We start from the raw sequence: 21,251 nt of genomic DNA, 5'->3' as shown, positions 1-21,251 counted from the left end.
CGCTAGCTGATGGTGGCGAGGGCTCTGGCGCAGGCGCCGAGCCCGTACTCGCTGGAGGCCTTGACGAACACGACGTCGCCCGGTTCGAGAAGGGCGGTGGCCAGCTCGACGGCCCCTGCCACGTCCTCGACGGTGTGGACGGCCACGCCCCGGTCCGAGGTCCGGGCCGCCTCCGCCATGGCGAGCGGATCGCCCGCGCCGACCGTGATCAGCACGTCGAAGCGGAGGCGGGCGACGAGCCGGCCCACCTCCGCGTGCCGGGCGCGGGAGGCGTCCGCCTGCTGCCCCATCCCGCCGAGCACGGCGACGGTGCGGCGGACGCCGGCCAGGGCCTTGGCCGCCCGCAGCCCGGCCCGCATGGATTCGGGGTTGGCGTTGTAGGCGTCGTCGACGACGGTGATGCCGTCTGGTCGTTCGGTGATCTGCAGCCGGCCTGCGGAGCGCCGCCGAGCGGCGTTGAGCCCGTCCGCGATCTCGGCGGCGTCCAGGCCGAGCGTGGTGGCGACGGCGGCTGCGGCCAGGGCGTTGCTCACCTGGTGCTCGCCTATGAGGCCGAGCTCGACCGGGGCGCGGCCGGAGGGCGTCACCAGCTCGAACGCCGTCCGCGCCCGATCGTCCATCCGCACGTCCTCGGCGCGCACCCGCGCCCGCCGCGACCTGCCGTACAGCAGGATCCTGGCCTGGGTACGGCCGGCCATGCCCAGGACGTACGGGTCGTCGGCGTTGAGCAGCGCATGCCCGTCCGCGGGCAGCGCCTCGACCAGCTCGCCCTTCGCCGCGGCCACGTCGGCCCGCCCGGTCCCCATCCGTTCCAGGTGCGCGGTGCCGACGTTGAGCACCAGCCCGACCCGGGGCGGCGCGATCCCGGTCAGGTACGTCAGGTCGCCCTTCCTGCTCGCGCCCATCTCCAGCACCAGGTGTCGGGTGTCGGCGTCGGCGCGCAGCACGGTGAGCGGCAGCCCGAGCTCGTTGTTGTACGACCTGTCGGTGGCGACCGTGGCCGCGTGCCGTTCGAGCACCTGGGCCAGCAGGTCCTTGGTGGTGGTCTTGCCCACGGAGCCGGTCAGGCCGATCACGGTCGGGCTGATCCGCCGGAGCAGCTGCCTGGCCAGCAGGCCGAGCGCGAGCTGGACGTCGTCCACCACGAGGGCGGGCACGCCGACGGGCCGCGCGGCCAGCACGGCGACGGCCCCGGCCGAGACGGCGGCGGCCGCGTGGTCGTGACCGTCGGCGCGGGCCCCGGCCGTCGCGGCGAACAGGCCGCCGGGCGTCACCTCGCGGGAGTCGACCGTCGCGGGCGCCGTCACCAGCGCCTCAAGGTCGGGTACGTCGTACGGGCGCGCGCCGCAGGCCCGCGCGATCTCGTCCAGCGTCATCGGGATCACGAGCCGCTCCTCACGAACGCGAGGTCGATGAGGCGGCGCAGCAGGTCCGGGTACGTGACGCCGCTCGCGGCCCAGGCCCTGGCGTAGACGGACCGGGAGGTGAAGCCGGGCATGGTGTTGATCTCCAGCACGTACAGGCGTCCCGTGTCCTCCTCGTGGAGGAAGTCGACCCGGGCCAGGCCGTAGCCGCCGATCGCCCGGAAGGCGCGCAGGGCCAGCTCGCGTACCTCCCCGGCGACCCGTTCGTGGAGGACGGCGGGGATGGTGGCGATCTCGGCCTGGCTGAGGTATTTGGCCTCGTAGTCGAGCCAGTCGCCGGGCACGATGAGCTCGCCGGGCACCGAGACGTCCGGCCTGTCGTGGCCGCCGAGCACGCCGCAGATCAGCTCGCGCGCGGTCACGCCCTGCTCGACGACGACCGTCCGGTCGTAGGTCAGGGCCAGCTCCACGCCCGCGCGCAGCTCCTCCATGGTGGTGACGCGGGAGATGCCGATGGAGGAGCCGAGGCCGGCCGGCTTGACGTACATCGGCCAGTCGAGCGTCTTCACCAGCTCCCCGTGGTCGGCGGCGGTGCGCCATTCGTGCGCGGTGAACCACACGTGCGGGGTGACCGGGATGTCCTCGGCCAGGAACGCGCGCCGCATCGCGACCTTGTTCATGGCCACGGCCGAGGCCAGGACGCCGCAGCCCACGTACGGGATGCCCAGCGTCTCCAGGTGACCCTGGACCACGCCGTCCTCGCCGAACGGGCCGTGCAGCACGGGGAAGACCACGTCCACCAGGTCGCGTCGCAGCTCGACCGGCCATCTGCCCTGGCGGTCGATGATGACGGGGACGGGCTCGTACAGATCTCTCGGCAGCGCGCCGAGCACGGCCTGCGCCGACTGCAGGGACACCTCGTGCTCGGCGGACGGGCCGCCCGCCAGCACCGCCACGCGTACGCGTCCGGCCATGATCGATCAACCTTCCTCAAGCGGGGGTACGGCCCCACCACTGTCGGCTGATCATGTCCGCGCTCCGTCAGCGCCGTGTCATCGTCGTGTCACGGTCGCCGCCGGGAGGGGTGCCCCGCGGGAGGATGCTCGGCTAACGTTCAGGAATGCGCATCATCTCGGTAAATGTCGGCGTCGCGGTGACGGCTGAATGGGCGGGGAGGCTGGGACGGACCGCGATCGACAAGCAGCCGGCCGGGCACCGCGTCCCGGTGCACCTCGGCGGGCTGGCCGGCGACGAGCGCGCCGACCGTGAGCACCACGGCTCCTCCGACCAGGCGGTCTACGCCTACGCCAGGGAGGACTACGACTGGTGGCAGGAACGGCTCGGGCGGGAGCTGCGCGACGGGCTTTTCGCCGAGAACCTCACCACGGCCGGGCTCGACGTCAACGGCGCCGTCCTCGGCGAGCGGTGGCGGATCGGCGGCGTGCTGCTGGAGGTGACCAGGCCCCGGGTGCCGTGCGTGGTGTTCCGCAACTGGTTGGACGAGCCGGGGTGGGTCAGGCGGTTCACCGAGGCGGGACGGCCGGGGGCCTACCTGCGGGTGGTCGAGACCGGGGACGTGGGGGCGGGGGACGAGGTGCGGATCGTCGCACGGCCCGGGCACGGGGTGACGGTGTCCGACTGGTTCCGGGCCCGCCACGGGGACGGGGACGCGCTGCGCCGCATGCTGACGGTGCCGGGCCACGACCCGCACTGGGACGAACTGGCGGCGAGATCCCTGGGGGAGCCGGTCCGGAGCGCCGGGCAGGACGAGCCCGCGGCGGCTCCGGCCGGCTGAGTCCCCCTCCGGGTGTCAGCGGAGGACCGAGTACAACGCCGACGTCAGGGAGGCGCGGGAGTCGTCCTGGTCGATGGACCACATCATCGAGCCGCCCAGCCCCTTGAGCCGGATGTACGCCGCCTTCTGCACCAGCACCGCCGGATCGTCGTACGACCAGAACTCGATGCCGTCGTACAGCCACATCGCCCCGGTCAGCAGGTCCCGGTAGCGCTTGCCGGGCTTGTTCACCAGGTCCTTGTAGTCCTCGTTGCCGGCGGCCCACTTGCCGGGCGCGGGGCCGGTGGCGGGCTTGTAGAGGCCGTCGCCGCCGCCGGTCACGCCGGTCCAGCCCTGGCCGTAGGCGGGCACGCCGATCACGAGCTTGCGGGCGGGCGCGCCCCGCGAGAGGTAGTCGCGCACGGTCTGGTCGACGCTGTACTTCACGGGGTTCGGGTCGCGGCGGTCGGTGAGGAGGTTGCCGTTGTGGCCGGTCTGCGGCTCCCAGGTGCCGTGCAGGTCGTAGCCCTGGACGGTGGCGAAGTCGAGCTGCTTGAAGACGCGGCGCACCTCGTACCCGGCGTCGATCTTGGCGGCGGCGGCCGGCAGGAAGGCGCTGAGCTCGGCGCCGCGGGCGTACGCGTCGAGCTGCGCGCGCAGCTCCTCGACGAACAGCGTGAAGTTGCGCTTGTCCTCGGGCCTGATGACGTTCCCCTCGGCCCCGGCCGAGCCGGGCCACTCCCAGTCGAGGTCGATGCCGTCGAAGACGCCCGCGCCCGCGCCGGGCTCCAGCCCCGGCAGGTTGCCGCGCAGCCACAGGTCGACGCAGGACCGGGCCAGCTTGGCGCGCGAGTCGGGGGTGAGCACGGCGTCGGAGAAGTACTTGGAGCCGGTCCAGCCGCCGAGTGAGATCAGCACCTTGAGCCCGGGGTGCTTGGCCTTGAGCTTGCGGAGCTGGTTGAGGTTGCCGTTGAGCGCCTGGCCGGGCGCGTCGGCCACGCCGTCCACGCTCTGCTCGGCCGGCACCGGACGCTGCCAGTCCGCCCACGGGTCGGCCGAGTAGCAGGAGCCCCCGGCGTCGACGAAGCCGAACGCGTAGTTGAGGTGGGTGAGCTTGGCGGCGGCGCCGCTGACGTCCACGTCCCTGACGTGGTAGTCGCGGCCGTAGACACCCCATTGGATGAAGTACGCGACCCGCTTGAAGCCGCTGCGGGTCTGGGCCTCGGCGGGCACGGAGACCGCCGTGAGGCCCAGTAAGAGGGAGAGCATGATCAGGGTCTTCTTCTTCACCGGGCGACTCCTGTGGCACTTATAAGAAACTTTCCTATAAGTTGACGTGATGGTAGAGCCCGCGCACGAGGGCGTCAACGATCCCGCAGGCGGGACCACCCCCTGACGACCGGCAGACTGGAAGGGTGCCATCCACCCTGCCCGACGGCGACCCCGCGCCCACCACGGGCGAGCTGCCCGACAGCGCCCTGAGCGGCCTCGGCGAGCGGCCGTTCGGCTTCTACGTCCACGTGCCGTTCTGCGTGACCCGCTGCGGCTACTGCGACTTCAACACCTACACCGCCGCCGAGCTCGGCCCGGGCGCCTCCCAGCGCGACTACGCCGACACGGTCGTGGAGGAGGTGCGCCTCGCCCGGCGCGTCCTGGGCGAGCGCGAGCTGCCGGTGGACACCGTGTTCTTCGGCGGGGGCACCCCCACGCTGCTGCCGCCCGAGGACCTCGCGCGGATCCTCGCGGCGATCGACTCCGAGTTCGGGCTGCGGCCAGGGGCCGAGGTCACCACGGAGGCCAACCCCGAGTCCGTCGATCCCTCCTCGCTGGAGAAACTGCGCCACGGCGGGTTCAACCGCATCAGCTTCGGCATGCAGAGCGCCCGCGAGCACGTGCTGCGCGTGCTCGACCGCAAGCACACGCCGGGACGTCCGGCGGCGGCCGTACGCGAGGCCAGGGAGGCCGGGTTCGAGCACGTCAACCTCGACCTCATCTACAGCACGCCGGGCGAGTCCGACGACGACTGGCGGGCCTCACTGGCCGCCGCGATCGAGGCCGGGCCCGACCACGTGTCGGCCTATTCGCTCATCGTCGAGGAGGGCACCAGGCTCGCCGCCCGCATCCGCCGCGGCGAGCTGCCCCTGCCCGACGACGACGTGGCCGCCGACCGCTACCTCATCGCCGACGAGCTGCTGGCCGAGGCGGGCTTCCACTGGTACGAGGTGTCCAACTGGGCGGTCTCCGAGGAGGCCCGCTGCCGGCACAACCTGCTCTACTGGACCGGCGGCGACTGGTGGGCCGCCGGGCCCGGCGCGCACAGCCACGTGGGCGGCACCCGCTGGTGGAACGTCAAGCACCCCGCCGCCTACGCCCAGCGCCTGGCCGCCGGCGTCTCGCCCGCCCACTCCCGCGAGGTGCTGGACGCGGGCGACCGCGTCGCCGAACGCCTCATGCTGGAGCTGCGCCTGGTCACCGGCTACCCGCTCGCCGACGTGGCGCCGGGGGCGCGCCCGGTGGTGGCGGGCGCGCTGGCGCGAGGGCTGCTGGAGCCCGAGCCGTTCAAGGCCGGGTTGATGGTGCTCACGCTGAGGGGGCGGCTGCTGGCCGACGCCCTCGTACGTGACCTGCTGGTCTAGGTGATCATCCGGATGGAGAGCGGATAGCGGTACCGCTGGCCCTTGTTCGTGGCGATGGCCGCCTGGACGTGGAAGATCAGTGACAGCACCCAGATCACCGGCAGCAGCAGGACGCCGATGAACACCACCGACAGGACGGCCGCCACCACGTAGCCGATGAACATCGTGATCTGGAAGTTCAGCGCCTCCGCCGCCTGGTCGCGGACGTAGGGGGACTGGTCGCGCTTGACCAGGTAGATGATCAGCGGGCCGATCCAGGAGGCGAGCAGGCCGAGGAGGTGCGCCAGCATCGCCATCGTGCTGTCGTCGCTGCCGGGGCGGGGGCCGTACATGCCCGGCACGTACGGCTGGCCGGGCGGCTGCGCGTAGCCGTAACCGGGCGGGGGCTGCTGCTGGTAGCCGTAGCCGGGCTGCTGCCCGTAGCCATAGCCAGGCTGCTGGCCGTAGCCGGGCTGCGAGCCGGGTTGCTGACCGTACCCGTAGGCGGGCTGGGAAGGCGGCTGCTGCCCATACCCATAGGGGGGCTGCTGGCCGTAGCCGTAGGCCGGCTGGGAGGGCGGCTGCTGACCGTAGCCGTAGCCCGGCTGCTGGGGGCCGCTCTGGCTTGGGGGCACGGCCGACGGCGGGACGTACCGGGTCGCGTCGTCGTCGGGCGGCGAGGCGTGGGGATCCTGGCTCATGATGATGTCTCCGTTACGAAGTCGATCAGTTCCTCGACCCGGCCGAGCAGCTCCGGCTCCAGGTCGGTAAAGGTCGAGACGGCGCCGAGGATGCGCCGCCAGGCGTCGGCCGGCTCCACGCGCCAGCCCAGCGCGGCGATCACGCCCTCCTTCCACGGCACCCCGCGCGGCACCTCGGGCCAGGCGGGGATGCGCAGCACGGACGGCTTGACCGCCTGCCAGATGTCGACGAACGGATGCCCCACCACGAGCACGTCCGGCGAGGTGATCTCGGCGGCGATGCGGCTCTCCTTGGAGCCGGGGACGAGGTGGTCCACGAGGACCCCGAGGCGCCGCCCCGGCTCGGGGCCGAACTCGGCGACGATGTCCGGCAGGTGGTCCACGCCTTCGAGGTATTCGACCACGACCCCTTCGACCCGCAGGTCGTGGCCCCAGATCTTCTCCACGAGCGCGGCGTCGTGCACGCCCTCGACGTAGATGCGGCTCTCCCTGGCCACGCGGGCCCGCAGCCCCTCGACGGCGATGGAGCCCGACGCGCTGCGCCGCGGGCCGGCGGGGGCGGCGGCCGGCGCGGGGCGCACCAGGGTCACCGGCCTGCCCTCCAGGAGGAACGCGGCCGGCGCCAGCGGGAACAGCCGCCGCCTGCCGAACCGGTCCTCCAGCGTGACGGCCTCCTTGTCGCAGGCCACCACGGCGCCGCAGAAGCCGCTGTCGGCGTCCTCCACGACGAGATCCGGCTCGGCGGGCACCTTCGGAATCTTGCCCTTGCCGGGCCGCCGCCAGTTACCCGCCAGAACATCACCGTCGTACACAGGGGGGACCGTAGCAAATCACCCGGCTGCCGCAAGGCGCTTGCGCGCGGAGGAGCGGCGCACCAGGACCACGATGGTGACGATGATCGCGAGCAGGATGCCCGCGCCGGGGACGGCGAGCAGCGCGACGACCCCGCCGACCACCCCGCCCGCGGCGGACGACAGCGGCTTGCCGACGCCGTACTTGACGGTGGCCGACTCCTCGTTGCTGCAGGTGAGCTGGTAGTCGCCCTTGGCGGGGGCGTTGACCACGAGGATCTGCTCCCACACGACGCCGTTGACCGTGACGGTCTGCGAGCCGCTGGTCTTGGCCAGCTTGGCCTTTCCTCCGCCGCCGGCGATCTGGCACGAGTAGTTGACCGGCGTGTCGGCCGAGACGTAGACGGCGGGCTTGTCGGCCGGGTCCACGGCGACGGTGACACTCTCGCCCGAGGCGAACGTCTTGGTGGGCGCGAGGTCGCTCACGCCGCCGGCGACGCCGTTCACGAAGAGCACGACGCCGAGGACGCCGCAGAGCACGGCCACGATCCAGGCGCCGCCGACCCACCACAAGCTGGGTTTGATGGCTTTGGAATCGATTCGTGGTGGGAACTGTGGTTGTTGGCCGTATTGTCCGTACTGAGGCGGCGGACCGTAAGGCTGCGGAGGTGCGCCGTAACCCGGCTGACCACCGTATCCGGGCTGCTGCCCGTATCCCGGCTGGGAGCCGGGTTGCGGGCCGTATCCGGGCTGAGGCGGGAATGGCTGATGGTGGTACGGACCCTGTCCGGGCGGTGGCCCGTACGGGGGCTGTGCTTCGTCCGACATGTCCGCAAGTGTGAAGGCTGTCGCTTGTAAGACGCTAGCAAGAGGATGGGAGCCGGTGTCATCGCACCCTGTGGGCGGGAGCCGTACACTTGGCACTCGGGAACACAGAGTGCTAGACACCGCGTTTTCCCTACGGGCAGAGGCAGGAGGTGAGCACGTGCTCGACGAACGGAAGCTGGCGGTGCTCCGCGCCATTGTCGAGGACTACGTGTCCACCAACGAACCGGTGGGCTCCAAGGCGCTGGCCGAGCGCCACAATCTGAAGGTCTCCCCTGCGACGGTCAGGAACGACATGGCCGCGCTGGAGGAGGAGGGCTACATCACCCAGCCGCACACGAGTGCGGGGCGGGTGCCCACGGACAAGGGCTACCGCCTGTTCGTGGACCGGCTCTCGCAGATCAAGCCGCTGTCGGGCGCCGAACGCCGGGCGATCGAGACGTTCCTGGCAGGCGCCGTGGACCTGGACGACGTGGTCATGCGCACGGTGCGGCTGCTCGCGCAGCTCACCCGGCAGGTGGCCGTCGTCCAATACCCCACGCTCACCCGTTCGACCGTCCGGCACGTCGAGCTGGTGCCACTGAGCGAGCGCCGCGTCATGCTGGTGCTCATCACCAACACCGGCCGCGTCGAGCAGCGCGTCGTCGAGCTGCCCGAGGCGCTGGAGGACACCCGCATCGCGCACCTGCGCGCGGTGCTCAACTCCGGCCTCGACGGCTGCCAGCTCAGCAGCGTTCCCGAGCTGGTCGCCGACCTGCCGGAACGGCTGCCCGTGGAGGACCGCCCGGCCGCCGCCACGATCCTGTCCGTGCTGCTGGAAACCCTGGTGGAGCGGTACGACGAGAAGATCGTTTTCGCGGGCGCGGCCAACCTCGCCGGAGCCGACTTCTCCATCGGCCTGCGCGACGTGCTGGAGGCGCTGGAGGAGCAGGTCGTGCTCATGCGGCTGCTCGGCGAGACCTCGCCCGACACCCCGTCCGCGCTCACCGTACGGATCGGCTCGGAAAACCCCTACCTCCAGGGCACATCCGTGGTCGCAACCGGATACGGTCTTGGCGACAACCAACTGGCCCGGCTCGGTGTGCTGGGTCCCACCAGGATGGACTATCCCGTGACGATGGGCGCCGTGCGCGCGGTGGCTCGCTACGTCAGCCAGATCCTGGCTGCATCATAAGAGGTCGATAAGTGGCAAACAGCGACTACTACGCCACCCTCGGGGTGCGGCGTGACGCGAGTCAGGACGAGATCAAGAAGGCATACCGCCGGCTCGCCCGCGAGTTGCACCCCGACGTGAACCCCGATCCTGACACCCAGGAGCGGTTCAAAGAGATCACGCAGGCCTACGAGGTGCTGTCCGACCCGAACAAGCGCCAGATGTACGACCTGGGGGGCGACTCCTCCTTCGCCGGCGCGGGAGCGGGCGCCGCGGGCTTCGGCGCGGGCTTCCCGTTCAGCGACATCATGGACGCCTTCTTCGGCACCGCCGCGGGCGCCCGTGGCCCGCGTTCGCGCGCCCGGCGTGGTCGCAACGCCACCATCCGGGTCGAGCTCGACCTGCGCGAGACGGCGTTCGGCACCACCCGTGAGCTGGTCGTCGACACCGCCGTGGTGTGCGAGGTCTGCCACGGCGCCGGCGCCTCGCCCGGCACCCACCCCGACACCTGCGACATGTGCAACGGGCGCGGCGAGATCTCCCAGGTGACCCGCTCGTTCCTGGGCCAGGTCATGACCTCGCGGCCGTGCCCGCAGTGCGGCGGTTTCGGCACCATCATCCGCCACCCCTGCCAGGAGTGCTCGGGCGACGGCCGGGTGCGCACCCGCCGCACCATCAAGGTCCGCATCCCGGCGGGCGTCGAGGACGGCACCCACATCCAGCTCGCCGGCGAGGGCGAGGTCGGCCCCGGCGGCGGCCCGCCCGGAGACCTGTTCCTGGAGATCGTCGAGCGGGCCCACGAGATCTTCGAACGGCGCGGCGACGACCTCCACTGCACCGTCCAGCTCCCGATGACGGCCGCCGCGCTCGGCACGGTGCTCGCGGTCGAGACGCTCGACGGCACCGAGGAGGTCGACGTCCGGCCCGGCACCCAGTCAGGCCAGGTCATCACCATGTTCGGGCGGGGCGTGCAGCGCCTCAACGAGTCCGGCCGGGGCGACCTGCTCATCCACGTCAACGTCGAGACCCCCTCGAAGCTCGACACCCAGCAGGAGGACCTGCTGCGCGAGCTGGCCAGGCTGCGGGGCGAGGAGCGCCCGCCGGGCAAGTTCGCGCCGGGGCAGCAGGGCTTCTTCTCGCGCCTGCGCGACGCGTTCAACGGCAGGTGACGTGAGCGTTCCGGTGTTCATCGCCCGCGAGCTGGGCGACGGTCCGGAGCTGACGCTCGACGGCCCCGAGGGGCGCCACGCCGCCTCCGTGCGCCGTCTGCGGGCCGGCGAGCGGGTCGATCTGACCGACGGCGCCGGCCGGGTCGCCGAGTGCGTGGTGCGCGAGGCGTCCAAGGACGCGCTCGGGCTGGACGTGCTGCGCCGCTACGAGGTGCCGGCCCCGAGGCCGCGGCTGACCGTCGTGCAGGGGCTGCCCAAGGGCGACAGGGGCGAGCTGGCCGTCGAGATGATGACCGAGGCCGGGGTGGACGTCATCGTCCCCTGGTCGGCCTCGCGCAGCATCGCCCAGTGGAAGGGCGACAAGGTCGCCAAGGGGCTCGGCCGCTGGCGTACGACCGCGCGCGAGGCGGGCAAGCAGTCCCGCCGCTTCCACCTGCCCGAGGTGAGCGAGCCGGCCACCACCGCGCGGGTGGCGGAGCTGCTGTCCGGGGCGGCGCTGGGGCTGGTGCTGCACGAGGAGGCGGCCGAGCCGCTGTCGCGGGTGGCGCTGCCGGCCGAGGGCGACATCGTGATGGTCGTCGGTCCTGAGGGCGGCGTCTCGGGGGAGGAGCTCGACCGGTTCAGCGCCGCGGGGGCGGTGCCGGTGCTGCTCGGGCCGACGGTGCTGCGCACGTCCACGGCTGGGGTGGCGGCGGCGGCCGTGCTGCTCACGCGCACGGGCCGGTGGTGAGCCGCCGGTGGGAGGTCAGGGGGTGGTGCCGCCGCCGGTCTCGATGAGCGGGGTGGCGATCTCGGCCGGGCTCTCGCTGATGCTGTCGGCCGGGCACTGCTCGGTGGGGCACGTCGAGGGCTGAAGGGCGGGGTCGGCCTCCGTGGGAGCCGGCGACGGCGACGCTGTCGGGCAGTCGTCGCGCGGATCGGCCGGGGTCGCGGCCACGGGCGGGCAGGTGGTGGTCTCCGTACGCGGGGTCGGCGTCGGCCGGCTCGTGGACCCGGCGGTCCTGGGCGGCCTGCTCGGCGCCTCGGTGGTGGGCTCGGGCGGCACGACGACCGGGTTGTCGTGGCTGGGCGGAGGCGGGGGCGGCTGCTGGGAGCGGGTGGTGGAGGAGTTGGACGGCACCCTGCCCGTGGTCTCCTGATCGACGACCGTGATCGGGCTCTCGTTGATCACCTTGGACCGCAGCTCGGGCACCACCATGACGATCGTGCCCGCCACCAGGACGGCGCTGGCCGCGGCCGCGCCGGCCCGCCACCAGAACAGGTTGCGTACGCCGCGCCGCTCGATCCTGGCACGGATGATCTCCAGACCCTCCGGTGAGGGCACGACCGCGTCCGCCTCCGCGCGGAGCGCACGGCGTAGGAGGTCGCCGTGCTCGTCGGGGCGAAGGGTCATGACATTTTCTCCAGGACGGATCGCAACGCGGCCATGCCACGGGCGGTGTGGCTCTTGACCGCGCCCTTGCTGATGCCCATCGCGTGAGCGATCTCAGCTTCGGACAGATCACCGTAATACCGCAGAACCAGTGCTTCTCTCTGCCGGGTCGGGAGGGCTCGTAACGCCTCGATGACGGCGGACCGTTCCAGCTCGCCGATCGCGCCGTTCTCGGCGCTCGGCGCGTCGGGCAGGCCCTTGGGAGCGTATTTCTCGACGACGGCGCGGTGGCGCAGCACCGAACGCGAGCGGTTGACGACGGACTGACGGAGGTAGGCGAGTGCTTTGTCGGGGTCGCGCAGCCTGCGCCAGGCGCCGTGAATGGCGACGAACGCGTCCTGCACGACCTCCTCGGCGGTCGCGATGTCGCGCACCAGCAACACAGCGAGACGCACCAATGACCGAAAGTGCGCGCTGTAGAGCGCGGTAACGGCCATGTCGGCATCCCACTCGACCGGCACCGCCCCCATCGACCTGTCGGCCAGAAGGGTTTCGGTGGTCACATCAGTGGGACGCGCGGCCTTCCCAGTGGGTTTACGCTCTTCCGGTTCTTGAGGTTTCCCCGGTTCCTTAGGGTGCATTACCCAGTCGTGTCCTCGCCAGGTGGCGCTCGCCCGACCCTGAATCGTCTGTTTTGTTGAAGTCTCGCACACCCACCCTAACCGCGTTGATCTTCCCGCGCACGACACCGCCGATTACCGATTCGCAACGGACCGGCCAACGGGAGGCGGGTCGGTATGGTGCTGCTGTGAAGGACTGCCTCTTCTGCAAAATCGTCGCCAAGGAGATTCCCGCCGAGATCGTCCACGAAACCGGCAGGACATTGGCGTTCCGCGACATCGACCCCAAGGCGCCGACCCACGTCCTGGTGATCCCCAAGGAGCACCACGCGGACGCGGCGGCGCTCGCCGAGGCCGACGACGGCCTGACCGACGAGGTGCTGAAGGCCGCGCACGCCGTGGCCGTGCTCGACCAGGTGGCCGAGCGCGGCTACCGCGTCGTCTTCAACACCGGACCCGCCGCCGGGCAGACCGTCTTCCACACGCACGCCCATGTCCTGGGCGGCCGAGACCTCACCTGGCCGCCCGGTTAGACCCGTTGTGGTGGTGCGAGGGGCCGGTGCGGTGATATTGACGCGAGCAAACCGCCTGGCCCCGGATACGATGGGCGGAGAAGAACTCCGAAAGAGACCGGGAGGCATCAGGCCGCTGGCCTGCCCATGTCCGAACTACATGAATCCCGACGCACGGCACCTCCCTCGCGCACTCAAGCCAAGGTGCTGATTCCGGACGAATACCCGATGGTCAGCCTCCTCGGCTCCCGCGACGAGCTGCTTCGTGTCATCGAGGGCGCTTTCAAGGCCGACATCCACGTACGGGGCAACGAGATCACCGTCACCGGCAGCCCGGACGAGAGCGGCGTCGTCGTACGCCTCTTCGAAGAGCTCGTCGAGGTGCTCCGCAGCGGCGGCGAGCTCACCCCCGACGCGGTCGAGCGCAGCATCGCGATGCTGCGCATGACCTCCGACCGCCCCGCCGAGGTGCTGTCGCTCGACATCCTGTCCTCGCGTGGCCGCACGATCAGGCCCAAGACCGTCAACCAGAAGCGCTACGTCGACGCGATCGACAAGCACACGGTGGTCTTCGGCATCGGCCCCGCCGGCACCGGCAAGACCTACCTCGCCATGGCCAAGGCGGTCCGGGCGCTGCAGGAGAAGCGGGTCAACCGCATCATCCTGACCCGCCCGGCGGTCGAGGCCGGCGAGCGGCTCGGCTTCCTGCCCGGCACGCTCTACGAGAAGATCGACCCCTACCTGCGCCCGCTCTACGACGCGCTGCACGACATGGTCGACCCCGACTCCATCCCCAAGCTGATGGCCGCGGGGACGATCGAGGTCGCGCCGCTCGCCTACATGCGCGGCCGGACGCTCAACGACGCCTTCATCATCCTCGACGAGGCACAAAACTCCTCGGCCGAGCAGATGAAGATGTTCCTCACCCGGCTGGGGTTCAACTCCAAGATCGTGGTGACGGGTGACGTCACGCAGGTCGACCTGCCCACGGGCACGGTCAGCGGGCTGCGGGTGGTCCAGGAGATCCTCGACGGGATCCCCGACATCCACTTCGCCCGCCTGTCCAGCGCCGACGTCGTCCGCCACAAGCTGGTGAGCGAGATCGTCGACGCCTACGGACGCTACGACGCGACGCAGGCGGCTCAGGAGCCCAAGGCCATCCAGCAGCGAGGGAAGCGCCGGCCGTGAGCATCGAGATCAACAACGAGTCCGGCGTCGGCGTCGACGAGGAGAGCCTGGTCGCGCTGGCCACGCACGTGCTCGGCGAGATGGGCATCAACCCGCTCGCCGAGCTGTCCATCGTCGTCATCGACGAGGACGCCATGGCCGAGCTGCACGAGAAGTGGATGGGCGAGCCGGGCCCCACCGACGTGCTCGCCTTCCCGATGGACGAGCTGCGTCCCGGCGGCGGCGCGCGCGGCGACTCCGACAGCCCGGCCGACCCGGCGCTCCTCGGCGACGTCGTGCTCTGCCCGCAGGTGGCCGCCCGGCAGGCCGAGGAGGCCGGCCACGCCACCGCCGACGAGCTCGAGCTGCTGTGCACGCACGGCATCCTCCACCTGCTCGGCTACGACCACGCCGAGCCGGAGGAGCACAAGGAGATGTTCGGGCTCCAGGCCCAGCTCCTGGAGTCATGGCAGGAGGTGCGCGACTCGCGGTGAACGTGCCCTGGTTGCTCCTGGCCGTCGCGCTCGTGATCATCGGTGGCCTGATCGCCAGTGCGGAGACCGCGCTGACGCGCATCTCCCGCGTGAGGGCCGAGGAGTTCGTCCGCGACGGCCGGCGGGGGGCGCGGCGGCTGCAGGCCATCGTGACCGACCCGCCACGCTATCTCAACCTGCTGCTGCTGCTCCGGCTGAGCTGCGAGCTGGTGGCCACGGTCATCGCCACCCTGCTGTTCATCGACGTCATGGAGGACCAGGGCTGGGCGTACGTCTGGGCCGCGGTCGTGATGATCGTGATCAGCTACGTGGTGGTCGGGGTCATGCCCCGCACACTGGGCCGCCAGCACGCCGAGCCGGTCGCGCTGGCCAGTGCGCCGGTCGTCTACGGGCTCACCCGCATCTTCGGCCCGCTGCCCAAGCTGCTCATCCTGCTCGGCAACGCGCTCACGCCCGGCAAAGGGTTCCGCGACGGCCCGTTCACCTCGGAGGCCGAGCTGCGTGACCTGGTCGACCTGGCCGAGGAGCGCCGGGTGATCGAGCCGGACGAGCGCGAGATGATCCACTCGGTGTTCGAGCTGGGCGACACGCTGGTGCGCGAGGTCATGGTGCCGCGCACCGACATGGTCTACATCGAGCGCGGCAAGACGATCAGCCAGGCGCTGTCGCTGGCGCTGCGCAGCGGCTTCTCCCGCATCCCGGTCGCGGGCGAGAACGAGGACGACGTCGTCGGCATCGCCTATCTCAAGGACATCGCCCGCAAGATCCAGGAGTCGGGCGAGGGCGGCGGCAAGGAGCCGGTCGAGACGATCATGCGGCCGGCCGCGTACGTCCCGGAGAGCAAGCCCATCGACCAGCTCATGCGCGAGATGCAGGCCCGGCAGATCCACATCGCCATCGTCATCGACGAGTACGGCGGCACCGCCGGCCTGGTCACCATCGAGGACGTCCTGGAGGAGATCGTCGGCGAGATCACCGACGAGTACGACCAGGAGGCCCCCCGGGTCGAGCGGGTCCCCGACGGCTCCCTGCGGGTCACCGCCCGGATGCCGGTCGACGAGCTGGCCGAGCTGTTCGACACCGAGATCGAGGTCGACGACGTGGAGACCGTCGGCGGCCTGCTGGCCCACGCGCTCGGCCGGGTGCCCATCGCGGGCTCCCACGCGGAGGTGGCCGGCCTGTCGCTGACCGCCGAGACGCTGGCCGGCCGGCGCAACCGCATCAGCACCGTCGTCGTACGCCGGGTGGCTCCCCCCGAGGAGGACGAGGAGTCGGTCGCGGCGAACGCCGGGCAGGAATAGGGCGGAAGGGCCGCACGCAAGCGATCTACAAGTTTTCTGCAAGCACCGTCGGGCACTCTGTGAATCACGACATCCAGTGCGGTGGGTGTAAAGGGGGAGGCGTCCGAACGCCGGGTGGGGTTCGCGGCGGGAGGACGACTCCAGGGGGGACGACAGCGTCCCGGCCGGGCGGCCGGCTGAGACGCTGATCGGCGTAAAGGGTGTTCTCGTCCGGCTAGACCGGATGAGGACACCCTTTTTGCGTGTCGCCGAGATCCCCCATTGAGCCCCCAGGGCATTTTCCGCGCTGGGGGGAATCATGAGACGAAGACGGAGGACCGCCGCCGCGGCCCTGCTCGCCGGAGCGCTCACCGGAGTGCTCATGTGCGCGCTGGCCGGCTGCGGCGGCGGTGGCGGGGAGAGCTTCATCGACCCGCGCGCCATGGCGCAACTGCGCGAGGCGCTCAGCAAGGAGCCGAGCCTGCCCGACGGGTTCACGGCCAGGCCCGACCAGGCGTGGCGGATGCCGTTCGGCCCGGCGCAGCGCAGTTGCCGCGCGCTGCTCGAACCGGCCGGCGGGCAAGCGCCCGGCCAGGCGCTCACCGCTCAGGCGGCGGTCAGCTACCAGGGCGACGGGCTGGGGGAGCAGGCCGGGGTCGGTCTGGCCAGGTACGCCGGCGGGGAGGCCGGGGCGCACCTCGACGAGCTGGACCGGGCCCGCAGGGAGTGCCGGGAGGTGCGCACCTCGTCGGGGACCGACCTGTGGCTGAGCGAGCTGCCGCCGGAGGCCGCCGGGGACGAGGCGGTCGGCGCGCGGCTGCAGGGGCGGCTGCACGGATATCCGTACGCGCTGGACGTGGTCTTCTCCCGGGTCGGCGACACGCTCGTGTCGGTGGTGCACACGGGCATGAACGACGTGGACCCGGCACGCACCAGGCAGGTGGTCGACGCGGCCATGGCGATGGCCGGAGCCTGATCCGGGACGCCTAATCTGGAGCGCGTGACTCTCGATCCTGAAGACAGCAAGATCATTACCTTGGCGCGGGCGGCGCGGGCGCGCAACGGCTCGGCCGAGGGCGCCGCGGTGCGCGACGAGACCGGGCGCACCTACTCGGCGACCGACGTCAAGCTGGCCGCGCTCTCGCTCTCGGCCGTGCAGGTGGCGGTGGCCATGGCCATCTCCAGCGGCGCGCGCTCCCTGGAGGCGGTCGCGGTGGTGAGCGAGGGCGAGCCGGGCGACGGCGACCGGGCCGTGGCCGCGGAGCTGGGTGTGCCGTCGCTGCTCGTGGCCGGCCCCGACGGCACGCTGCGGAGCTGACATGCCGATGTCCCCGTTCCTCGCCAGGCTGCGCGAGAAGGTGGGCGGCGAGCTGCTCATGCTGCCCTCGGCGTCCGGGTTCGTCTTCGACGGGGCGGGGCGGCTGCTGGTGGCCAGGCACGGCGACGTGGGCGTGTGGGCGGCGCCCGGCGGCGGCATCGACCCCGACGAGCGCCCCCAGGACGCCGTGGTGCGCGAGCTGCGCGAGGAGCTCGGCATCGAGATCGAGGTACGCGGCCTGATCGGCGTCTACGGCGGCCCGGAGTTCCGGGTCCACTACCCCAACGGCCACCAGGTCGGCTACGTCAACGCCGGCTACGCCTGCGTGATCGTCTCCGGCGACCCCGAGCCCGACGGCGACGAGATCACCGATTGCCGGTGGGTGGGGGAGGAGGAGCTGGCCGGCCTCCACACCACCGACTGGATGCCGCTGGTGGCGCCCGAGGCGTTCGCCTGGTGGCGTGAACACGCCCGCCGATAGGACAGAATGCAGAGGTGACCTCGCCAGACAGCCATCGCGCCGGATTCGCCTGCTTCGTGGGCAGGCCGAACGTCGGCAAGTCCACGCTGATGAACGCCCTGGTCGGCTCGAAGGTGGCGATCACCTCCTCCAAGCCGCAGACCACCAGGCGCGCCATCAGAGGCATCGTGCACCGCCCCGACGCCCAGCTCGTCATCGTGGACACCCCCGGCCTGCACCGCCCGCGCACCCTGCTCGGCGAGCGGCTGGACAGCCTGGTGCTGTCCACGCTGACCGAGGTGGACGTGATCGGCTTCTGCGTGCCGGCCAACGAGCCGATCGGCAAGGGCGACCGGTTCATCGCCGACAAGCTGTCGGCGGTGAAGAAGACGCCGGTGGTGGCCGTGGTCACCAAGTGCGACCTGGCCTCGCGCGAGCAGATCGCCGAGCAGCTGCTCGCGGTGTCGCAGATCGCGGAGTTCGCCGACGTGGTGCCGGTCTCCGCGCAGTCCGGCGAGCAGCTCGACGTCGTCGGCGACGTGCTGATCCAGCACCTGCCGGAGTCGCCGCCGCTCTACGAGGACGGCACCCTCACCGACGAGCCCGAGCAGGTGCTGGTCGGCGAGCTGATCAGGGAGGCGGCGCTGGAGGGCGTACGCGACGAGCTGCCGCACTCCATCGCCGTGGTCGTCGACGAGATGCTGCCCCGCGAAGGGCGTGACGACCTGCTCGACATCTACGCCCACATGTTCGTCGAACGGCCCTCGCAGAAGGCCATCGTCATCGGGCACAAGGGCGAGCGGCTGCGCGAGGTGGGCACCAACGCCCGCAAGCAGATCGAGGCGCTGCTCGGCACCCGCGTCTACCTCGACCTGCGCATCAGCGTGGCCAAGGACTGGCAGCGCGACCCCAAGCAGCTGCGCCGCCTCGGCTTCTACGACTGAGCGCCGGGCCTGGCCCTCCTGACCAGCGCCAGGACCCCGAGCACGACGAGCGCGAGCGCGCAGGCCAGCGTGGCGAACCAGCCGGCCCTGATCACCGGCGTGACAGACAGCAGGCCGAGATCCACCGAGACACGGTCCCGCCAGCCGCCCCCCTGCAGCTGGAACATCAGAGTGGCGGCCACGGCCAGCCCGCCGGGCAGCACGGCCAGGGCGGCGAGGCGCGGATGCGCCAGCAGCCCGGCGAGCCCGCAGGCGAGCGCCGCCAGCCCGGCCAGCAGAGCATAGACGCCGAGCCCGTCGTCGATGCCGCGCACGTCGCCCGAGAGCCCGGCGCCGAGCACACCGATCCTGGCCTCGACGCCGGCCCAGGGCAGGATCGCACAGAACACCAGGAGCGCCGCGACGGCGGTCACGGCGAGCGGGTAGCCACGGCCGGGGCGGCGGACGAGCTGCAGGTCTTCGGCCACACGATCAGCGTACGCCGGGCCGGGCGCCACGGCCACGGCCTGCGACAGTGTCGTCACCGTCTCCGGACACCGCCCGCTCCCCGCGTTCCAGGAGGGAGCGCAGCTCCACCGCGTCCGCGGCGAGGGCCGACACCACCGTGCCGGACGCCGCCAGCGGCAGCACCGCGAGCCCGTCGGACACCAGCGGCTCCTTCGCCGTGGCGGTGAGGAACGTGGTGCCGAGGCAGCGCGCCCCGCCCAGCACCGCCGGGGAGGCGTCGAGATCGGGATCGCCGAGCGTGAGCTCCTGCCGCAGCAGCGGGCGGCCGGCGAGGGTGGCGTCGAAGCGGGTGCGGCAGCGGCCGGGCCGCTCGCCGTACCGGCCGAGCACGATCTCCTCGCGCCACAGCACGCTCGCCTCCGGCTCCAGCTCCAGGCGGACGATCAGCCGGTGCGCGCAGCCGGCGGCGAGCACCGTCGGCTCGGGGACGAAGCGGAGCCGCGCGCCCGCGCCGACCCGGGCGGTGACCAGCAGCTCCGACTCGCCCCTGCCGGGCAGGACCAGCGTGCTCGCCACCGACGCCAGCTCCAGCGTGGTCCGGGGAGCGACGTCCAGGTCCAGCGACAGACGGTCACCGCCGAGCGGCCCGGCCGCCGTCGAGACCAGGTGCACGGTGTGCGGGCCGGTCTGGCGCAGCGTCAACGGCGGCGCCGAGGCCAGCCGCCGCAGCACGGTCCGCCCGTCGGGGCCGGCCGCCGTTCCCACAGCCGCCCCCGCCCGCATCCCGCCCCCACGACCGGGCTGGTCGGGCATTAGGGCCCGCATCCCGGCCCCACGACTGGGCTGGTCGGGCATCAGGATGCCGGGGTCGCGTGGGTGTGGGACCAGGCGGTCACCTGGTCGCTGACCCAGCTCGCGACCGCGCCCGCCGACGGCTGCTCGCGGATCGAGGTGAACAGGACCGGGCGCTCGCCGCGTACGGCGGCCGCGTCGCGGTCCATCACGCCGAGGTCGGCGCCCACCATCGGCGCCAGGTCCGTCTTGTTGATCACCAGCAGGTCGGCGGTGGTGACGCCGGGCCCGCCCTTGCGCGGCACCTTGTCGCCGCCCGACACGTCCAGGACGAAGATCTGCCGGTCGGCGAGCCCGCGGCTGAACGTGGCCGTGAGGTTGTCGCCGCCGCTCTCCACGATGACCAGGTCGAGCGGCCCGAACCGGTCCTCCAGCGTCTCGACCGCGTCGAGGTTGGCCGCGATGTCGTCGCGGATGGCGGTGTGCGGGCAGCAGCCGGTCTCGACGGCGAGGATGCGCTCGGGGTCGAGCACGCCCGCGCGGCGCAGGAAGTCGGCGTCCTCGGTGGTGTAGATGTCGTTGGTCACCACGCCCAGCGAAAGGTCGGGCCCGAGCGTACGGCACAGCGCGGCCACCAGGGCCGTCTTGCCGCTGCCCACGGGGCCGCCCACGCCGAGGCGCAGCGCACGGCCGTGGCCGTCGGGAGCGTGGTGATGGTCGTCGTGACGAGCACCCATGGGTGAGGGTCCTTCCTAGGAGACGAACAGCCGGACCTCGGCCCTGGCGTGCTGCTCGGCCAGCAGGTCCAGGGCCGGGGCCGAGCACGCGGGCAGCTCCGCCCAGGAGCCGGGCGGACGGGAGCCGGGCGGGTGCGGGCCGGGCGGGTGTGCGCGTTCGGCCACCGCCGCGAGGTCGGGGCCGAGTGCGGCGAGCAGGGCGTGCACGGCGACCGGGTCCAGGCCGAGCAGCCGGACCGCCGCCGTGGCCGGGCCGCTGACCGCGTGGTACGCCGCCGCCAGCGCCGCCTCCCCGGCCGTGGCCCCGGCGGCGTACGCGGCCACGCCGAGCGCGACCGGGTGGTGCGGGCTCGGCGTCCGCCGCGCCAGCTCCTCCAGAGCCTCGGCCGGCCACACCCGGCGGGCGACCCGGAGCAGGAGTCGCCCCTGCGTACGGGACGCCGCCCGCTGGGCGGGTGAGGCGGTGCGGGCGTCGGCCTCCTCGTCCAGCAGCTCCCACCCGGGACTCTCGTCCACGGCGGCGGCACGGGCGGCCGCGGCGAGGGCGGCGGCCGGCACGCCCGCCGTGTGCAGGCGGCCCCGCAGGAACCGCTCCAGGGACGGCACGTCGTGCACCGCCCCCGCCGCGATGACCCGCTCGGCGCCGCCGGAGTGCGCGTGGCCGCCGGCCGGCAGGCGGGAGTCGGCGAGCAGCAGCAGACCCGGGCTCAGCATGA

At 72.2% G+C, this 21,251-nt stretch carries 25 protein-coding genes; 13 read left to right on the top strand and 12 right to left on the bottom strand.

The features are described 5' to 3' along the window. Positions 1-2 precede the first annotated feature (2 nt). Both BMW85_RS21055 and BMW85_RS21050 read right to left on the bottom strand, forming a co-directional pair. Complete coding sequence (locus BMW85_RS21055) at positions 3-1,385, bottom strand: UDP-N-acetylmuramoyl-tripeptide--D-alanyl-D-alanine ligase (protein WP_091083801.1); 1,383 nt, start codon at positions 1,383-1,385, stop codon at positions 3-5. After that, positions 1,382-2,338 carry a D-alanine--D-alanine ligase family protein gene (locus BMW85_RS21050; protein WP_091083800.1) on the bottom strand — a complete coding sequence of 319 codons (957 nt, stop codon included), beginning with the start codon at positions 2,336-2,338 and terminating at the stop codon, positions 1,382-1,384. Before BMW85_RS21050 ends, BMW85_RS21055 begins: the two co-directional genes overlap by 4 nt. A gap of 146 nt (positions 2,339-2,484) precedes the next feature. Here BMW85_RS21050 and BMW85_RS21045 point away from each other — a divergent pair, with 146 nt between their 5' ends. Then, positions 2,485-3,159, top strand: a complete 675-nt coding sequence (locus BMW85_RS21045) for an MOSC domain-containing protein (RefSeq protein WP_091083797.1) — start codon at positions 2,485-2,487, stop codon at positions 3,157-3,159. A 15-nt stretch (positions 3,160-3,174) separates the two neighbouring features. Here the strand turns inward: BMW85_RS21045 and BMW85_RS21040 are convergent, their stop codons facing one another. Beyond that, positions 3,175-4,428, bottom strand: a complete 1,254-nt coding sequence (locus BMW85_RS21040; protein ID WP_091083796.1) for a glycoside hydrolase family 18 protein — start codon at positions 4,426-4,428, stop codon at positions 3,175-3,177. Positions 4,429-4,553: 125 nt separating this feature from the next. On the opposite strand from BMW85_RS21040, the gene hemW reads away from it, so the two are divergent. Continuing rightward, entirely contained in the window at positions 4,554-5,774 is a 1,221-nt protein-coding gene (hemW, locus tag BMW85_RS21035) for a radical SAM family heme chaperone HemW (RefSeq protein WP_091083793.1), read from the top strand. On the opposite strand, the gene BMW85_RS21030 is transcribed toward hemW, so the two are convergent. From BMW85_RS21030 to BMW85_RS21020, 3 genes are read right to left on the bottom strand one after another with little or no spacing between them, the layout of a single operon-like run. Continuing rightward, positions 5,771-6,454: a DUF4870 domain-containing protein gene (locus tag BMW85_RS21030; protein ID WP_091083791.1), complete on the bottom strand. Its 684-nt coding sequence runs from the start codon at positions 6,452-6,454 to the stop codon at positions 5,771-5,773. The genes hemW and BMW85_RS21030 overlap by 4 nt on opposite strands. After that, the gene (locus tag BMW85_RS21025) at positions 6,451-7,266 is read right to left on the bottom strand and encodes a DUF3097 domain-containing protein (RefSeq protein WP_091083788.1); all 816 of its coding nucleotides are present in this window, start codon (positions 7,264-7,266) and stop codon (positions 6,451-6,453) included. Before BMW85_RS21025 ends, BMW85_RS21030 begins: the two co-directional genes overlap by 4 nt. Positions 7,267-7,284: 18 nt before the next feature. Further along, positions 7,285-7,818 carry a hypothetical protein gene (locus BMW85_RS21020; RefSeq protein ID WP_091084122.1) on the bottom strand — a complete coding sequence of 178 codons (534 nt, stop codon included), beginning with the start codon at positions 7,816-7,818 and terminating at the stop codon, positions 7,285-7,287. 412 nt (positions 7,819-8,230) lie between these two features. Here BMW85_RS21020 and hrcA point away from each other — a divergent pair, with 412 nt between their 5' ends. Genes hrcA through BMW85_RS21005 form a run of 3 tightly spaced genes read left to right on the top strand, consistent with a single transcriptional unit; the run spans position 8,231 to position 11,122 of the window. Next, positions 8,231-9,244: a heat-inducible transcriptional repressor HrcA gene (gene hrcA / locus BMW85_RS21015; protein WP_091083786.1), complete on the top strand. Its 1,014-nt coding sequence runs from the start codon at positions 8,231-8,233 to the stop codon at positions 9,242-9,244. 11 nt (positions 9,245-9,255) lie between these two features. Then, entirely contained in the window at positions 9,256-10,392 is a 1,137-nt protein-coding gene (gene dnaJ, locus BMW85_RS21010; RefSeq protein ID WP_091083784.1) for a molecular chaperone DnaJ, read from the top strand. 1 nt (position 10,393) lies between these two features. Continuing rightward, on the top strand, positions 10,394-11,122 hold the full coding sequence (locus tag BMW85_RS21005) for a 16S rRNA (uracil(1498)-N(3))-methyltransferase (protein ID WP_091083781.1): 729 nt from the start codon (positions 10,394-10,396) through the stop codon (positions 11,120-11,122). A 15-nt stretch (positions 11,123-11,137) separates the two neighbouring features. Here BMW85_RS21005 and BMW85_RS21000 read toward each other — a convergent pair whose 3' ends face one another. Further along, on the bottom strand, positions 11,138-11,785 hold the full coding sequence (locus tag BMW85_RS21000; RefSeq protein ID WP_091083780.1) for a hypothetical protein: 648 nt from the start codon (positions 11,783-11,785) through the stop codon (positions 11,138-11,140). Further along, a complete protein-coding gene (locus tag BMW85_RS20995; protein ID WP_033408433.1) occupies positions 11,782-12,294 on the bottom strand; it encodes a SigE family RNA polymerase sigma factor in 513 nt (170 codons plus the stop codon). Before BMW85_RS20995 ends, BMW85_RS21000 begins: the two co-directional genes overlap by 4 nt. Before the next feature lie 278 nt (positions 12,295-12,572). Between BMW85_RS20995 and BMW85_RS20990 the strand changes: the two genes are divergently transcribed. The 8 genes from BMW85_RS20990 (at position 12,573) to era (ending at position 18,559) form a co-directional block, all read left to right on the top strand. Then, entirely contained in the window at positions 12,573-12,917 is a 345-nt protein-coding gene (locus tag BMW85_RS20990) for a histidine triad nucleotide-binding protein (RefSeq protein WP_091083777.1), read from the top strand. A 126-nt stretch (positions 12,918-13,043) separates the two neighbouring features. Continuing rightward, positions 13,044-14,084 carry a PhoH family protein gene (locus BMW85_RS20985; protein WP_091083776.1) on the top strand — a complete coding sequence of 347 codons (1,041 nt, stop codon included), beginning with the start codon at positions 13,044-13,046 and terminating at the stop codon, positions 14,082-14,084. Further along, entirely contained in the window at positions 14,081-14,557 is a 477-nt protein-coding gene (ybeY, locus tag BMW85_RS20980; protein ID WP_091083773.1) for an rRNA maturation RNase YbeY, read from the top strand. Before BMW85_RS20985 ends, ybeY begins: the two co-directional genes overlap by 4 nt. Continuing rightward, positions 14,530-15,858, top strand: coding sequence for a hemolysin family protein (locus BMW85_RS20975; RefSeq protein WP_177240794.1), 1,329 nt, complete (start codon positions 14,530-14,532; stop codon positions 15,856-15,858). Before ybeY ends, BMW85_RS20975 begins: the two co-directional genes overlap by 28 nt. Before the next feature lie 298 nt (positions 15,859-16,156). Next, entirely contained in the window at positions 16,157-16,813 is a 657-nt protein-coding gene (locus BMW85_RS20970) for a hypothetical protein (RefSeq protein WP_091083769.1), read from the top strand. A 24-nt stretch (positions 16,814-16,837) separates the two neighbouring features. Beyond that, positions 16,838-17,155 carry a cytidine deaminase-like protein gene (locus tag BMW85_RS20965; protein ID WP_177240793.1) on the top strand — a complete coding sequence of 106 codons (318 nt, stop codon included), beginning with the start codon at positions 16,838-16,840 and terminating at the stop codon, positions 17,153-17,155. 1 nt (position 17,156) lies between these two features. Then, positions 17,157-17,636 (top strand): NUDIX domain-containing protein, encoded by a 480-nt coding sequence (locus BMW85_RS20960; protein ID WP_091083764.1) that lies wholly within the window; start codon positions 17,157-17,159, stop codon positions 17,634-17,636. Between the two features lie 14 nt (positions 17,637-17,650). After that, positions 17,651-18,559 carry a GTPase Era gene (gene era / locus BMW85_RS20955; protein WP_177240792.1) on the top strand — a complete coding sequence of 303 codons (909 nt, stop codon included), beginning with the start codon at positions 17,651-17,653 and terminating at the stop codon, positions 18,557-18,559. On the opposite strand, the gene BMW85_RS20950 is transcribed toward era, so the two are convergent. From BMW85_RS20950 to BMW85_RS20935, 4 genes are all read right to left on the bottom strand, one after another. Continuing rightward, positions 18,550-19,026, bottom strand: a complete 477-nt coding sequence (locus BMW85_RS20950; protein ID WP_143082351.1) for a hypothetical protein — start codon at positions 19,024-19,026, stop codon at positions 18,550-18,552. The two genes, era and BMW85_RS20950, sit on opposite strands and share 10 nt — an antisense overlap. 4 nt (positions 19,027-19,030) lie before the next feature. Further along, a complete protein-coding gene (locus tag BMW85_RS20945) occupies positions 19,031-19,771 on the bottom strand; it encodes an urease accessory protein UreD (protein ID WP_245774964.1) in 741 nt (246 codons plus the stop codon). Positions 19,772-19,860: 89 nt separating this feature from the next. Next, entirely contained in the window at positions 19,861-20,535 is a 675-nt protein-coding gene (ureG, locus tag BMW85_RS20940) for an urease accessory protein UreG (protein WP_091083757.1), read from the bottom strand. Positions 20,536-20,550: 15 nt separating this feature from the next. Further along, complete coding sequence (locus BMW85_RS20935) at positions 20,551-21,249, bottom strand: urease accessory protein UreF (RefSeq protein WP_091083755.1); 699 nt, start codon at positions 21,247-21,249, stop codon at positions 20,551-20,553. Positions 21,250-21,251 lie beyond the last annotated feature (2 nt).

It is taken from the genome of Nonomuraea wenchangensis, from assembly GCF_900111685.1.
GTDB lineage: Bacteria > Actinomycetota > Actinomycetes > Streptosporangiales > Streptosporangiaceae > Nonomuraea > Nonomuraea wenchangensis.
The sequence above is the reverse complement of the archived record's forward strand: the minus strand, read 5'-3'. Positions and strand labels throughout refer to the sequence as shown.

What these genes read in the sequence shown, in the direction of transcription:
- BMW85_RS21050 (WP_091083800.1), bottom strand. Translation starts at nt 2,338, where the DNA reads ATGGCCGGACGCGTACGCGTGGCGGTGCTGGCGGGCGGCCCGTCCGCC.
- BMW85_RS21045 (WP_091083797.1), top strand. Translation starts at nt 2,485, where the DNA reads ATGCGCATCATCTCGGTAAATGTCGGCGTCGCGGTGACGGCTGAATGG.
- BMW85_RS21030 (WP_091083791.1), bottom strand. Translation starts at nt 6,454, where the DNA reads ATGAGCCAGGATCCCCACGCCTCGCCGCCCGACGACGACGCGACCCGG.
- BMW85_RS21000 (WP_091083780.1), bottom strand. Translation starts at nt 11,785, where the DNA reads ATGACCCTTCGCCCCGACGAGCACGGCGACCTCCTACGCCGTGCGCTC.
- BMW85_RS20995 (WP_033408433.1), bottom strand. Translation starts at nt 12,294, where the DNA reads ATGGGGGCGGTGCCGGTCGAGTGGGATGCCGACATGGCCGTTACCGCG.
- BMW85_RS20985 (WP_091083776.1), top strand. Translation starts at nt 13,044, where the DNA reads ATGTCCGAACTACATGAATCCCGACGCACGGCACCTCCCTCGCGCACT.
- BMW85_RS20975 (WP_177240794.1), top strand. Translation starts at nt 14,530, where the DNA reads ATGGCAGGAGGTGCGCGACTCGCGGTGAACGTGCCCTGGTTGCTCCTG.
- BMW85_RS20970 (WP_091083769.1), top strand. Translation starts at nt 16,157, where the DNA reads ATGAGACGAAGACGGAGGACCGCCGCCGCGGCCCTGCTCGCCGGAGCG.
- BMW85_RS20960 (WP_091083764.1), top strand. Translation starts at nt 17,157, where the DNA reads ATGCCGATGTCCCCGTTCCTCGCCAGGCTGCGCGAGAAGGTGGGCGGC.
- ureG (WP_091083757.1), bottom strand. Translation starts at nt 20,535, where the DNA reads ATGGGTGCTCGTCACGACGACCATCACCACGCTCCCGACGGCCACGGC.
- BMW85_RS20935 (WP_091083755.1), bottom strand. Translation starts at nt 21,249, where the DNA reads ATGCTGAGCCCGGGTCTGCTGCTGCTCGCCGACTCCCGCCTGCCGGCC.